We start from the raw sequence: 13,661 nt of genomic DNA, 5'->3' as shown, positions 1-13,661 counted from the left end.
TGTCCTTAATTAGTTGCCGCCAAAGCAGAGATATTTCACGTCCATGTATTCATCGATACCTTGTTTTGCTCCTTCACGTCCGATACCGGACTGCTTAACACCACCGAAAGGAGCCACTTCAGTAGAGATCATACCTTCGTTAATGCCGACCATGCCGTATTCGAGCGCTTCTGCGATTTTCCAAACACGGTGAATGTTTTGGCTGTAGAAGTACGACGCGAGACCGTAGATGGTGTCGTTCGCCATTTCGATCAGCTGTTCGTCGCTGTCAAAACGAATCACTGGCGCGACAGGGCCAAAGATTTCCTCGGAAACAATCTTCATGTCGTGAGTAACGTCTTTGAGAACCACTGGCTGCATAAATAGACCATCGAGCTTTTTAAGTTCTGAAACCGGCTTCGCGCCTTGCTCGATAGCACCATCGATCAACGCTTGAATGCCTTGCTTCGCTGACTCGCTGATCACCGGACCAATGTTGACCCCCTCTTCCAATCCGTTACCGACGTTGAGCTGCTGAACCGCAGCGTCGAACTTAGCAACAAACTCGTCATACACTTTGCTGTGTACGTAGAAACGATTCGCACACACACACGTTTGACCTGCGTTACGGAACTTCGACGCCATCGCACCCGCCACGGCTGCATCAATGTCGGCATCATCAAATACGATAAACGGCGCGTTGCCACCGAGCTCCATTGAGGTACGTTTAATGTCCGCCGCGCTTTGCTGCATCAGCACACTACCAACTTGGGTAGAGCCAGTGAAAGACAACTTGCGAATCAACGGATGCGAAGTGAAGATAGCACCGACCTGACGGGAGTTTTCCCCCAATACCACTTGCAGCACATCGCGAGGGATACCCGCTTGATAGGCAAGCTCTGCGACCGCAAACGCAGACAGCGGCGTAGATTCAGATGGTTTTACGACAAAGCTACAGCCTGCCGCTAAAGCTGGACCTGCTTTGCGCGTGATCATCGCAATTGGGAAGTTCCACGGTGTAATCGCACAGGCGACACCAATTGGCTGTTTGATGGTCACCAAACGCTTGTCAGCACTTGGGGCAGGAATCGTCTCACCGTAGGTACGTTTCGCTTCTTCAGCAAACCATTCGATAAAACTCGCGCCGTAAAGCACTTCACCTTGAGCTTCAGCCAGCGGCTTACCTTGCTCTAACGTCATCAAACGGCCAAGGTCGGCTTTGTTTTCTAACAGGAGTTGGAACCAACGATTGAGCATGCCAGCACGCATTTTTGCTGGCAGTGCCGCCCACTCTTTCTGCGCCACACTGGCACGTTCAATGCCATTTAAAATGTCGTTTTCGGTTGAGACTGGTGCGTACCCGAGGAGTTCTCCGGTCGCCGGATTAGTCACTGCAATGCCCTGTTGTGGATTCGCTACCATAAACGAAACAAGGCTTTGGTTTTGTATCTGTTGCATGGTCATTCCTTTTGACAACTCATCATCGCCGCTAAGCTAGCGGCGAGTTTATGTTTAAGCAGGGATCTGCTGCGTAATGCAGTGAATGTTCCCTCCGCCAAGTAAAACCTCTCTCGACGGTATCGCGATGATTTGGTACTCCGGCATCGCGTTTTGCAAAATATCGATCGCCATAGCGTCGGTCTCTTCGTCCAGCATCGGCAAGAACACATGCTCGTTGACGATAAGAAAGTTGGCATAAGAGGCACTTAGGCGTTCGCCAGCTTGTCGACTCATTCCCGAACTGGCGTCAATGCCATTGGCTTCGCGCTCGCTGTAATGCAACGGACCCGGTAATGGCAAACGGACAATTTCAATATTGCGCCCTTTCGCATCGTGCTGAGATTTCAGTACTTGTTCCGCTTGACGAGATAACGCGTATTGCGGATCACTTGGGTCATCGGTCCAACTCAGTACCACCTTACCCGGAGCGATAACGTGCATCAGGTTGTCAACATGGCCGTCTGTTTCGTCATTGAATAAACCATTTGGCAACCAAATGACTTTTTCGATACCGAGATACGCCTTTAACTGCTCTTCAATTTGCGCTTTGCTCAACTGTGGATTTCGCCCCGGACTAAGTAAGCACTCTTCTGTGGTGTAAAGGGTGCCTTCACCATCGGTGTGAATCGCCCCACCTTCAAGTACAAACGGTGCGCGGTAATGATCAATACCGATGATGTCGCACACCGAACCAGCGACAAGATCGTCCTGCTGCCAGTTGTCGTAAAGGCCGTTGTATTCGCCGCCCCACGCGTTGAATTGCCAACTAATCCCACGGCGCTCGCCCGCTTGGTTAACAAGCACGGTCGGCCCGATGTCTCGCATCCACGCATCGTTAAATGGGATTTCCACCAAACGTACATCTGAGTGAAGCATTTGACGCGCTCGGTCAAAGTTGTGCGAGCACACCGCCACACACACTTTGGTCACTTCCGCGATTAAGTTCGCGATTCTGGCGAAGGTTTCTTGCGCGGGTAATGCGTCATCACGCCAATTGTCTTTCCTTTCTGGCCACGCTAGCCAAACTTCACTAACCGGCTGAAACTCAGCCGGAAAATAGAAGCCATCCTGCGCTGGTGTTGTCGATAACTTCATTTTAACGTCTCTTTAAACAGCTAGTTTGCCAACGCTGGTGTAAAGGTCTGGACGACGGTCGCGGAACAAGCCCCACGCGTGACGCGCTTTCGCTGTCGTAGCGAGGTCGATTTCTGCGTAGATGATGGTTTCACCTTCACGCGGTGCTTCGGCAATTTTTGCACCAGTGTGGTCAGTGATAAAAGAAGAGCCGTAGAACGTCGTCTCGATACCATCATCGACTTCAGTGCCCACTCGGTTTGACGCAATCACTGGAACGAGGTTTGCTGCCGAGTGACCTTGCATTGTACGTTGCCAGTGGTCACGTGAATCCAGTGTCGAATCTTGAGGCTCAGAACCGATTGCAGTTGGGTAAAAAATCGCTTCCGCGCCGTGCAGAGCCAAGCTGCGTGCAAGCTCTGGAAACCATTGGTCCCAGCAAATGCCAGCACCGAACTTACCGAACTTGGTTTGCCACACTTTGAAACCGGTATCGCCAGGGCTAAAGTAGTATTTCTCGCTGTAGCCCGGGCCGTCAGGAATGTGTGACTTGCGGTAGTTATCTAATACCGTGCCATCGGCATCTATCATCACTAGCGAGTTAAAAAACGTGTTGCCCGCTTTTTCAAAGTAGCTGACTGGAATAACCACGCCGAGCTCTTTAGCCAACGCACTCATCTCTTTAATAAGACGACAATTCTCCGTTTCTTCTGCAAGCTCGAAATACTTTGCTTCCTGTTTTTTGCAGAAGTAAGGCGCAGCGAACAGCTCTTGCGGAAGAATCACGTTCGCACCGTTTTGTGCTGCTTCACGAATCGCCTTTTTTGCTTTGGCCAAGTTGTCTTCCAGATCCCAGCTTTTCGTCAGTTGAAGGGCTGCAAATTTCACCACTTTGCTCATTGGATATTCCTTATCTCTTAAATCGCCAGTTTGTCACGTAGGTTGTAGTAAGCCGCACCCATTGCCGTAAACGGAATTTGGAAGTGGCGGCCACCTGGGAAGGAGTAATGTTTCAGTGCAGCAAACGCATCGAAACGTTCAGCGTGTCCGGTCAATGCTTCTGCCAGCAACTTACCTGCGAGGTGAGTACACGTTACACCGTGACCGCTGTAGCCTTGTAGGTAGTAAATGTTGTCTGCAAACGAGCCAAATTGCGGCATGCGTGAGTAAGTCAGCAAGAAGTTACCCGTCCAGGTATAATCAATCTTGATGCCTTTCAATTGTGGGAAGACTTTCTCCATCTTCGGACGAATCAATGCTTCAATGTTTTCTGGGTCACGTGCGCCGTAAACCACGCCACCTCCGAATAACAAACGCTTGTCGGCGGTTAAGCGGAAGTAGTCAAGCAAGTAGTTACAGTCTTCAACGCAGTAGTCACTGGTCAGCACTTGTTTTAGCTGCTCATCACTCAAAGGCTGAGTCGCCACCACTTGTGTGCCACACGGAATCGCTTTGTTGCTGATGTTTGGTGCCAACCCACCAAGATACGCGTTACCTGCCAAAACCACGTACTTGCTCTTCACGCTACCTTGCGCCGTTTTGACTACTGGGTTCATCCCTTTGTCAATCGACACGACCGCCGACTGTTCGAAGATTTGGCCACCCAGAGAAATAAACGCAGCGGCTTCACCTAACGCGAGTTTAAGCGGGTGAATGTGACCACCGCGCATATCCAACAAGCCACCAGTGTACACTTTGGTCCCTACCGCTTGTTCTACTTCTCCTGCGTCAAGCAGAGTCAGTTGGTCGTTGCCGTAACGCTCCCAGTTCTTCTTATGCTCTTCTAGCCCTTTGAGTTGTTTACTATTTAGTGCCGTGAACAAACCACCTTGCTTGTAATCACAGTTGATGTCGTATTTGTCGATCAGACCACGGATGATATCGCCGCCTTCAAAAATCATATCGCACAGAGCTTTAGCTTGGTTTTGGTCGTAACGGCTTTCAATCACGTCAACATCTCGACTGTAGCTATTAACGATTTGGCCGCCGTTACGACCAGTTGCCCCAAAGCCCACTTTTGCGCTTTCTAGCACAACAACTTTAAAACCTTTTTCCGCTAGGTGCAGTGCAGAAGAAAGACCAGAGAATCCCGCACCGACTACACACACATCGCACTCGATGTTGTCTTGTAATTGTGTGTATTCCGGCATGTTTGGCACAGAGTGCGCGTAGAACGAATCCGTATGCTTGTTCATAGAACTATTCCTTTATTTATCGTAATCGTCAGCAGGCTTAAGGATGGAGGCGAATCCAAGTGGTTTTGGTTTCGGTGAATTTTTCAATCGCGTGGAGAGACTTGTCTCGACCGTTTCCGCTCATTTTGAATCCACCAAATGGAACCGTCATGTCACCTTCGTTGTAGTTGTTAACCCAAACCGAGCCGGCTTGCAGTCGTTTTGCTACGCGATGAACGCGGTTGATATTGCTACTCCAGAGTGCCGCGCCTAAGCCGTACTTCGAATCGTTAGCGATCTCGATTGCTTGCGCTTCGTCTTTGAATGGAATGACACACAGCACCGGACCAAAAATTTCCTCTTGGGCGACACGCATCTTGTTGTCGACGTTGTCTAAAATGGTTGGGGAAACAAATGCGCCCTGCCCATCGACATCGCCGCCACAACGTACGTTTGCACCTTCTGATTCACCTAACGAGATATATTCCAACACTTTTGATTTATGATCATGGTCGATAAGCGCACCCATGGATGAACTTGGGTCCATTGGGTCTTTTGGCGTGAACGCTTTCGACGCTTGAATAACTTTTTCTATAAACTGCTCTTTGATGCTTTCGTGAACAAGCAGGCGGGTTGCCGCGACGCACACCTCACCTTGGTTGTAGAAACACCCTGCGGCGGTGTCTGCTGCTGCGCGGTCTAAATCATCACAATCTTCAAACACGATGTTCGCGTTCTTGCCGCCCGCTTCTGCAAACACACGCTTTAGGTTGCTCTCACCCGATCTGACCATCAGTTGACCTGCAATGCGCGTCGAGCCTGTGAAGGCGATGCAGTCTACGTCTTGGTGTTTCGCCAGCGCGTCGCCAGCTTCATGACCAAAACCCGTAACGACTTGGAAAACGCCTGTTGGTAAGCCCGCTCGAGAAGCAAGTTGACCTAGGAATATCGCGGTGAGAGAAGATTTTTCTGACGGTTTTAGAATCACGCTGTTACCAGCCGCTAAAGCAGGACCAAGCTTCCAGCACGCAAGCCAAAGGGGGAAGTTCCACGGTACAACCGCAGCAACCACACCAATTGGTTGATGAGAAATAAAAGCGTGTACATCTTTTTCAGTTGGGGCAACTTCGCCGTATACTTTGTCGATTGCTTCTGCGTACCAGCGTAATGCACTCGCCGCGCCAGGAATATCGGTAGAGAAGCTGTGAGAGATAGGTTTACCAGTATCAAGCGTTTCTAGCAGAGCCAATTCTTCTTGGTTTTGATCAATCAAGTCAGCAAACTGTTTAAGCACTGCTTTGCGATGAGCTGGGCTGCTCTCGCTCCACTGACCGGATTGAAATGCTTGGCGAGCGTATGAAACCGCGAGATCAACATCTTCATTTTGGCAACGGGCGATTTCGGTGAATATCTCGTCTGTTGCTGGGTTAACTACCGGGATGGTTTGCCCTGTTAAAGCGGCACTGTATTCACCGTTAATGTACGCCCTGTTTTCGATGTTTAGATTGTTTTTTAGTTCAATCCATTGCTCTTGGGTTTTCATACGCTCTCCTTGTGGTCACACAAGGCAAGCCCCCACTAAAATGTGGTTGGCGTATGCGCACTTATCATTCGACAAGCCTTGTCTGTGTGATTTGTAAATCGATGGGGCTTCGTCGTATCAATAATGTACGACTCGCCCGCTGTTATGACATGAGATTGCCCTTTATATTCCAGAGTGATTTCACCCTCTAATACGGTGCCAATCTCTTCGCCTTCGTGTTTGATTTCTGCCGCACCAGTGGTTCCATAAGGTGCGTATTCCTCGATCAAGAATCCGATGACTTGATCTTTGTCACCATTCGTTACCAGTTTCATGGACACCGTCTCGCTCCCGATTTCCACAAGATCTGACGGCTTGATGACTACTTTCACTTCATCGTTCGAAGGTTGTTCAAAAGTGAAAAACTCTGATAACGATAAAGAAAATACATTAACGATTTTTTGTAGTGAGCTGACCGACGGGCTCACTTTGCCATTTTCAATGGATGAGATTGCACTGTGGGTAATACCAGCGCGCTCGGCTAGTTCCCTTTGTGACAATCCATGTTTTTTTCGTAACTGAACAATATTTTTACCAATCTCTTGATTGTCCATTCATACAGCTCCAAACGTTTAACGAGAGGTAGCCATCATAAATTCATTGAACAAAATTTGAGAGAAATGATTGGTTTTTGCTTCCCATTCTGGGTGCCACTGCACGCCAACGAAAAATTTTTGATTAGGAAGACTAAATGCTTCTACCAAGCCATCCGGGGCTTTAGCTTCTACTTGTAATAGAGGAGCAAGCTGATCGATGCCTTGGTTGTGTAGTGTGTTCACTTCAAAGAAGGTGGTGTTTTCCCAATGATTTTGCACCAGCCATTGTTGAAATAAGCTCTGCTTTTGAACTAGCACAGCGTGTGCTGGCGCGTATTTTTGTTCGAAATCTTCAACAGGCGCTTCACGATGGTCATTGAAGCCGGAGTCATGAACGGCTGGGTTTAACGAGCCACCAAGTGCGACATTCATCTCTTGAAAGCCGCGGCAAATACCAAGGCACGGAATGTTTTGGTCAACCGCATGACGAATTAACGTGAATGAGAGCTCATCACGAGCTTCATCTTTGTAGCTCTCTTCGTGCGTTGCATTGTATCGATGTGGCGCAACGTTAGAGTGGCTGCCAGGAAAAAGAAAACCATCACATATGTCTAGGATGGTGGTTACGTCATCGCCCGACATGTCGGGAGCCAACATAATCGGTAGTCCTCCAAAATCCTTTATGGCGCGAAGGTAAAAGTCATTGACCGCTTGTATCTGATAGCCACCCAACTCTTTAGCGCAGCTAACCACACCAATGATGGGTTTGTGTGTATCTGCCATGATATGTCCATGTTCAATTTATTTAACACAAACCCTACAAACCATGTACAAAATTATCAACACAGATGACCATTATTATCGTCACAACGTGATCTGACGCACTTTTTAGGCTTCAAAACTGAATATTTATGCTCATTATATTGAACAAAACAAAACCAACTGTTACAAAATAGTTAACAGAAAGACATAAGAACCAGCCGTTAAACATCAAAAACACAGTGTAAGTGCATGTTTAAATTAAAAATAACCTAAAAAACAAACAACTCGCTCAGAGTACTGTAATTTATTTGTTAATTTGGTTATTTCTAATTTCTACTCGTCAGGCTATTTGGAGAAGAAAATGGAATCGTATCTACAGGAAGTACAAAATTTTAAACAAAAATGGCCCGATATTGAATTTATCGATCTCATCTTTACCGATATAAATGCCACCCCAAGAGGAAAACGCATCCCGATAGATGCTCTAGAAAAACTGAATAAAGGTGTTGCCCTCCCCCTTTCGACCATCACCCTAGATACCAAAGGTAACGTCGTTGAAACAGCCGGGTTGGGAGAAGATCTCGGAGAACCAGATAACCTCTGCTATCCAATCAGCGGCACCTTAATGCCGACGGCAAAAGAACAAGTTGGTCAGCTACTGCTTAGTATGATGGATGAAACCGGGCAGCACCCTAACCCACTGTTCATCCGAAACATTCTCGCTTCTATATTGCAAACACTGCATGCTAAAGACCAATATCCTTGTGTCGCGCTCGAGCTGGAGTTCTATTTAATAGACAAAACCCGCGGCGAAAATGGCGAACCATTAACGGCAATTAACCCCACGAAAAAAACTCGAGAAAAAGATACCGAGGTTTACGACCTTGATGGACTAGATGACTACGCTGATTTCTTGGCCGACCTTAATCGAACTGCATTAGAACAAGGTTTAAACACTTCCGGAGCCCTATCTGAATCGGCACCAGGGCAGTTCGAAATCAACTTCAACCATTCTAAAGATGTACTTCGAGCATGTGATGAAATCATCATCGCAAAACGCTTGATTCGCCAGGTCGCTCATCAGCACGGATTTGACGCCACATTTATGGCGAAACCTTTTAGTGAGCAAGCGGGTAATGGCATGCACATTCATCTCAACTTGGTTGATACAGATGGTAACAACCACTTTAGCCAATCAGACGGTCAAGCGAGCGCCTTCTTCTATCAAACCATGGCAGCGATGCTGTCACAAACATCCGATGCCATGGCTCTAATCTGTCCTAACGTTAACTCTTACCGTCGCTTTGTTCCTGGCGCTTACGTCCCAACCAAAGCCGATTGGGGAGAAAACCACCGCGGTGTTGCGTTGCGTGTGCCTATCAGCGATAGCAAAAATCGCCGTATAGAGCATCGTATAGCAGGCGCTGACGTTAACCCATACATTCTCGCTGCAGTAGTACTTTCCGCAGTATTAGCGAGTGAAAGCTACACCAAAGATCAATGTCCACCGACTCTCAGTGATGATGCAATTGAGTTACCTCTGCGTATGTCAGAAGCTCTAGAGCGACTGGAGCACAGTGAGCTGGCTCAATACATCTCAAGAGACTTTATCGATTTGTATCTAGCTTGCAAACAGAGTGAACTCGCAGAATTTGAGCGAGCGATTACTCCATTGGAAATCGACTGGATGTTGCACTCGGCATAAACAAAGGAAATGAACTTTATGACTACGCAGACCAAGGCGCTGGATGCGCCTCTTAAAATCAACTCTCAACACATTATTGTTTCTTTAATCTCGGTTGCGACGTTTGTCTTTTTTACCACAATCGGTTTGAACCATGAGGAAGGCGAAGCCTACGGATGGATGAGTCTTTTACCAACGGCGTTGGTATTGGTCTTTGCGCTGACAACACACCGAACTGTGGAAGCCCTCTTTAGCGGCGCTATTGCCGGTGTTCTTCTGCTTAACCCAACTGAAGCGGTAGAACAGATTGTTGATATTTCCATGAGTGTAATGATGGATGAAACTATTGCTTGGATCATCCTCGTTTGTGGTTTGATGGGCGGCCTAATTGCTATTTTGGAGAAAGGCGGCAGTATCTTGAGCTTCTCCGACATGCTAGTCACGAAAGTAAAAAGCCGTAAGCAATCGATGCTGATGACCTTTGCTTTAGGTATTCTGATCTTTATCGACGATTATTTGAATGCGATTGCAATTTCTTCCTCAATGAAAAAAGTTACGGACGGCTACCAAATCTCGCGTGAAAAACTCTCATATCTTGTGGATTCAACCGCCGCACCTATCTGTATCCTCGTACCAATTTCCACTTGGGCAATTTTCTTCAGTTCTTTGCTAGAAGCAAACGGAGTAGCAGAAGCGGGAGATGGTATCAAAGCATACATTGAAGCTATTCCATACATGGCTTACGGCTGGGTAACGCTGGTGATTGTTTTGCTGGTTGCAATGGAAAAGATCCCAGATCTAGGCGCGATGAAAAAGGCAGAAAAGCGTGCGAAGAATGGTCAAGTTCGTCCAGACGGTGCAACAGATGTCGACTTTGGTCCCGATGTCTCTGCACATACCAACCCAACCATGGGCCTTGTCAACTTCTTGTTACCAATGATCGTACTTGTTGCCGCAAGTTGGTATTTTGGTATCGATCTACTTGCTGGTGTTTTCGTCGCGTTAATCTTTACTATTAGCTTTTACGGCGCACAAAAACTGATCTCGATGAACGACATGTTCGAAGCTGTTTATGATGGCATTAAGGTTATGCTACTGCCGCTTGCGACCGTTATTGGTGGTTTCATGTTGAAATCGGTCAACGACTCATTGGGCGTCACGCAGTATGTCATTGAGACCGTCAGCCCTTACCTGTCAGCGTCTTACTTCCCTGCGATTATCTTTATGATTACGGGCGCGTTGGTATTTGCAACGGCATCGTCTTGGGGAACGTTTGCAGTAGCGATGCCAATTGTTCTACCTTTGGGCGAACAGCTTGGTGTGCCTCTACACTTAACCGTTGCAGCGCTGCTTTCAGCATCAGCGGCAGGGAGCCACTCTTGTTTCTTTAGTGACTCAACCGTGTTATCTGCACAAGGTTCGGGCTGTACAGCAATGCAACACGCAACCACACAGTTTCCTTATGCGTTGATTGGTATTGTTGCAACCGCGATTTTCTTCTTCATCATCGGTTAGCCCCTTTATCTAATTGCAAAACCCTGCTCAAAAATAGCGGGGTTTTGTTCTATCAAGTCAAATAATCCTCTTAAAACTACTTTACGCCCGTTCAGTATAAAAATACTCAAAGATATACAACTGCACTCAATAAGGGTTTGGTAAACCTAATATTTTTGGTTTACGCTTAGCGAAGCGTTTATTGTGTAGCAAGGCAGCTTTTGAGTAACTAAAATGCCGCCTTAATACAGTGTTAACGGTTGGAGAGACATGAAAAAGTTAGCCCATGAGATATGGATATTTGACGGAGATCCCGTCCAATTCTTAGGACTCCCATACACCACTCGTATGACTATTGTTAGGCTTTCTGATGGTGGCCTTTGGGTTCATAGTCCAATTCAGTTATCAAATTCGATTAAAGAGCAAATCAACAATCTAGGCCAAGTGAAATACTTAATCGCTCCTAATCATTTACACCACTTGTTCTTATCTGAATGGGTATTTGCCTACCCTAGCGCAGAAATTTATGGCACAGATGAAGTCATTAAGAAGTGCCGTGATATACACTTTCACGCTTCACTTAACCAAGGCGGTAATGCTTGGAACTCTGAGATTGAACAAGAACTATTTTCTGGCTCTCCATTAATGGAAGAGTGTGTGTTTTATCATCGACCTTCAAAGACCTTAATTGTTACTGACCTCGTCGAGAATTTTTCTGGCCAGGACTTTAACTACTGGCAGCGGTTTGTGGCTAAAGGAGCCGGTATTCTTGCTCCGAATGGAAAAATGCCTTTGGATTGGCGCCTAAGTTTTATGTTTAGCAAACAAGAGGCTCGAAAACACTTAAATAAATTGCTGTCTTGGAAACCTAATATATTGGTTATGGCTCACGGTGAAATCGTCCTTGATAATGCAGACGAGTTCTTACAGCGCTCTTTTAAGTGGCTAGTATGAGACAACATTGAAAACTCACACAACAGAATAGACAAGAAGCTATTTTAAAACATTAGGCCCTTTTAGCTTAGTCTTAGGGACGAATTTACAGCACTACACGTTATGTTTAACGATAAGATTCCCTATTCCTCTTAATTGAGCATTATGCAGCAATTTAAAATTCCGTTAGAATTGCACTTCAAAAACTTCAATGCGAAGAATTCTGGACATTGATACGGACATAAGTTCAAGAGTTAACATAACGCTATAGCAATCTCTTACTAATAATTTGTTTCGAGACATTGGCATACTCCCGAAACAAACCCTTCTACTCTAAAGGTTTTGTTAATAACAGTTGCCATGCTTGTTAGTTATTCTCGTTAAACTCAGTATCTTGAAGTTGTTTGAATATATAAATTTAAAAAAAGAGACATAAGATGCACAAAAAACTCATCATTCTAAGCTTGCCTATTCTATTAGCCGCATGTGCGGCACCAAAGTATACGGTAGAAACAATCTCGAAAGAAAATCAGAGCAAGGAAATCACCATCGTAAAAGACAACGCCACGCGAGATGTTTTCTTAGATTCGATGCAAGACTGGTGTTTGGATACCGCCCATAAATGCACAGTCGTAAGCGACGGCACGCCTCCTGTTAGCTCTGAGCTAACACTTACTTACGTATCACGCTGGAGCTGGGATTTTAGAACATTTATCGCTGATGCTCAGATTAAAGCCTACAAAAATAACGAAAAAGTAGGACAAGTTGAATTTAAAGCACCAAACAGCGCGAATCCAGATAAATGGGGTAAAGACAACAAACGAATCATTTCGATGATGGATTTGTTATTCGGTAAACAAACCGTGAGTGAGGTTCAATCCAAGATTAAGCTGGGCGAAATGTAATGAGCCGAGCAATTGCCCATTTAACCAGCATCATATATTTGTAGATAAAGATAGGAATGTTTAAGTGACTGAAGTCAAAACCATTGGGCTTTTCTTTATAACCGCCATTGCAGAAATATTAGGCTGCTACTTACCTTATCTCTGGTTAAAGGAAGATAAGTCAGTTTGGCTTTTGGTACCAGCAGCGCTATGCCTTGCTATGTTTGCTTGGCTTCTATCTTTACATCCTACCGCTACTGGCAGAGTTTATGCTGCTTACGGTGGTGTCTATATTTTTGTCGCAATTCTATGGTTGTGGTGTATCGACGGCGTTCGACCAACGCTCTGGGACATAGTGGGGGTTTCTGTCGCTATGCTTGGCATGTCAATCATCATGTTTTCACCCAGAGCATCCTAAACGTAGCCGAGGGAAACCCTTACGCTTAGTATTTTGGCTATGTGCTAGATTTATTGATTAATAACATTATGACGTAATTGCTACATAGCCAAAGTACGCTTGGGCTTCACCCCAAAACAGCGCTATTTATAGGAGATACCAATGAACCATGCAGTGAAGGCAAGATTTGATGAGTATCCAAAACATGTGCGTATTCGGATAGAAGAGCTACGAAATATCGTCTTAACTATCGCTTCTGAATTAAAACTGGGGGAAGTTGAAGAATCTCTAAAATGGGGAGAGCCAAGCTACAGTGTGAAAACAGGTAGCCCGGTAAGGATGGATTGGAAACAGAAAACGCCTAGTCGTTATTATCTGTTCTTTAATTGCCAAACTAAGCTCGTCGACACATTCCGCGAACTGTATAGTGACTCACTTGAGTTTCAGGGTAATCGAGCAATAATTCTATCTTTATCCGCTCCTTTGCCAGAAGCTTCAATCAAGACCTGTTTAGAATTAGCATTAACCTATCAAAAGCGAAAGAACTTACCTCTTTTAGGTATGTAAGATCTCTTAATAAAACTATTTACGGCCGATTAACCATATTCAACTACTATACCTTTGTATCCTTTTTAATGCTTACGCAGTAAAGTTTTAGATTA

General features: G+C 45.9%; 13 protein-coding genes. 6 read left to right on the top strand and 7 right to left on the bottom strand.

What is annotated here, in order from left to right; translation table 11 throughout:
• Nucleotides 1-9: 9 nt before the first annotated feature.
• The 7 genes from R7Z50_RS05610 to R7Z50_RS05580 are packed head-to-tail and all read right to left on the bottom strand — an operon-like array spanning nucleotide 10 to nucleotide 7,628.
• Nucleotides 10-1,437: an NAD-dependent succinate-semialdehyde dehydrogenase gene (locus tag R7Z50_RS05610; protein ID WP_206970057.1), complete on the bottom strand. Its 1,428-nt coding sequence runs from the start codon at nucleotides 1,435-1,437 to the stop codon at nucleotides 10-12.
• 54 nt (nucleotides 1,438-1,491) lie between these two features.
• Nucleotides 1,492-2,574, bottom strand: coding sequence for an agmatine deiminase (gene aguA / locus R7Z50_RS05605; RefSeq protein ID WP_017633979.1), 1,083 nt, complete (start codon nucleotides 2,572-2,574; stop codon nucleotides 1,492-1,494).
• Between the two features lie 12 nt (nucleotides 2,575-2,586).
• Entirely contained in the window at nucleotides 2,587-3,453 is an 867-nt protein-coding gene (gene aguB, locus R7Z50_RS05600) for an N-carbamoylputrescine amidase (RefSeq protein WP_206970055.1), read from the bottom strand.
• A gap of 17 nt (nucleotides 3,454-3,470) precedes the next feature.
• A complete protein-coding gene (locus tag R7Z50_RS05595; protein WP_318148941.1) occupies nucleotides 3,471-4,748 on the bottom strand; it encodes an FAD-binding oxidoreductase in 1,278 nt (425 codons plus the stop codon).
• Nucleotides 4,749-4,785: 37 nt separating this feature from the next.
• Nucleotides 4,786-6,270 (bottom strand): aldehyde dehydrogenase, encoded by a 1,485-nt coding sequence (locus tag R7Z50_RS05590; protein ID WP_206970024.1) that lies wholly within the window; start codon nucleotides 6,268-6,270, stop codon nucleotides 4,786-4,788.
• A gap of 35 nt (nucleotides 6,271-6,305) precedes the next feature.
• Nucleotides 6,306-6,863, bottom strand: coding sequence for an HTH-type transcriptional regulator PuuR (puuR, locus tag R7Z50_RS05585; protein WP_005377813.1), 558 nt, complete (start codon nucleotides 6,861-6,863; stop codon nucleotides 6,306-6,308).
• Between the two features lie 18 nt (nucleotides 6,864-6,881).
• Nucleotides 6,882-7,628, bottom strand: coding sequence for a gamma-glutamyl-gamma-aminobutyrate hydrolase family protein (locus R7Z50_RS05580; protein ID WP_206970022.1), 747 nt, complete (start codon nucleotides 7,626-7,628; stop codon nucleotides 6,882-6,884).
• A 340-nt stretch (nucleotides 7,629-7,968) separates the two neighbouring features.
• Here R7Z50_RS05580 and R7Z50_RS05575 point away from each other — a divergent pair, with 340 nt between their 5' ends.
• The 6 genes from R7Z50_RS05575 to R7Z50_RS05550 all read left to right on the top strand — a co-directional run bounded on the left by R7Z50_RS05575 (nucleotide 7,969) and on the right by R7Z50_RS05550 (nucleotide 13,566).
• Nucleotides 7,969-9,312, top strand: a complete 1,344-nt coding sequence (locus R7Z50_RS05575) for a glutamine synthetase family protein (RefSeq protein ID WP_318148940.1) — start codon at nucleotides 7,969-7,971, stop codon at nucleotides 9,310-9,312.
• 18 nt (nucleotides 9,313-9,330) lie between these two features.
• Entirely contained in the window at nucleotides 9,331-10,806 is a 1,476-nt protein-coding gene (locus R7Z50_RS05570; protein WP_005377816.1) for a Na+/H+ antiporter NhaC family protein, read from the top strand.
• Nucleotides 10,807-11,055: 249 nt separating this feature from the next.
• On the top strand, nucleotides 11,056-11,739 hold the full coding sequence (locus tag R7Z50_RS05565; protein ID WP_206970015.1) for a DUF4336 domain-containing protein: 684 nt from the start codon (nucleotides 11,056-11,058) through the stop codon (nucleotides 11,737-11,739).
• Nucleotides 11,740-12,155: 416 nt separating this feature from the next.
• Nucleotides 12,156-12,623 carry an Sbal_3080 family lipoprotein gene (locus R7Z50_RS05560; RefSeq protein WP_318148939.1) on the top strand — a complete coding sequence of 156 codons (468 nt, stop codon included), beginning with the start codon at nucleotides 12,156-12,158 and terminating at the stop codon, nucleotides 12,621-12,623.
• Nucleotides 12,624-12,687: 64 nt separating this feature from the next.
• Nucleotides 12,688-13,020: a YnfA family protein gene (locus R7Z50_RS05555; protein WP_005377819.1), complete on the top strand. Its 333-nt coding sequence runs from the start codon at nucleotides 12,688-12,690 to the stop codon at nucleotides 13,018-13,020.
• Nucleotides 13,021-13,161: 141 nt separating this feature from the next.
• The gene (locus R7Z50_RS05550; protein WP_017633973.1) at nucleotides 13,162-13,566 is read left to right on the top strand and encodes a DUF1801 domain-containing protein; all 405 of its coding nucleotides are present in this window, start codon (nucleotides 13,162-13,164) and stop codon (nucleotides 13,564-13,566) included.
• Nucleotides 13,567-13,661 lie beyond the last annotated feature (95 nt).

It is taken from the genome of Vibrio sp. 1249-1, assembly GCF_033340495.1.
This window is presented reverse-complemented; position numbering and strand designations above follow the sequence as displayed.

Excerpts from the sequence above, each read along its gene's own strand:
- R7Z50_RS05610 (WP_206970057.1), bottom strand. The coding sequence starts at position 1,437 with ATGCAACAGATACAAAACCAAAGCCTTGTTTCGTTTATGGTAGCGAAT.
- aguA (WP_017633979.1), bottom strand. The coding sequence starts at position 2,574 with ATGAAGTTATCGACAACACCAGCGCAGGATGGCTTCTATTTTCCGGCT.
- aguB (WP_206970055.1), bottom strand. The coding sequence starts at position 3,453 with ATGAGCAAAGTGGTGAAATTTGCAGCCCTTCAACTGACGAAAAGCTGG.
- R7Z50_RS05595 (WP_318148941.1), bottom strand. The coding sequence starts at position 4,748 with ATGAACAAGCATACGGATTCGTTCTACGCGCACTCTGTGCCAAACATG.
- R7Z50_RS05590 (WP_206970024.1), bottom strand. The coding sequence starts at position 6,270 with ATGAAAACCCAAGAGCAATGGATTGAACTAAAAAACAATCTAAACATC.
- puuR (WP_005377813.1), bottom strand. The coding sequence starts at position 6,863 with ATGGACAATCAAGAGATTGGTAAAAATATTGTTCAGTTACGAAAAAAA.
- R7Z50_RS05580 (WP_206970022.1), bottom strand. The coding sequence starts at position 7,628 with ATGGCAGATACACACAAACCCATCATTGGTGTGGTTAGCTGCGCTAAA.
- R7Z50_RS05575 (WP_318148940.1), top strand. The coding sequence starts at position 7,969 with ATGGAATCGTATCTACAGGAAGTACAAAATTTTAAACAAAAATGGCCC.
- R7Z50_RS05570 (WP_005377816.1), top strand. The coding sequence starts at position 9,331 with ATGACTACGCAGACCAAGGCGCTGGATGCGCCTCTTAAAATCAACTCT.
- R7Z50_RS05565 (WP_206970015.1), top strand. The coding sequence starts at position 11,056 with ATGAAAAAGTTAGCCCATGAGATATGGATATTTGACGGAGATCCCGTC.
- R7Z50_RS05560 (WP_318148939.1), top strand. The coding sequence starts at position 12,156 with ATGCACAAAAAACTCATCATTCTAAGCTTGCCTATTCTATTAGCCGCA.
- R7Z50_RS05550 (WP_017633973.1), top strand. The coding sequence starts at position 13,162 with ATGAACCATGCAGTGAAGGCAAGATTTGATGAGTATCCAAAACATGTG.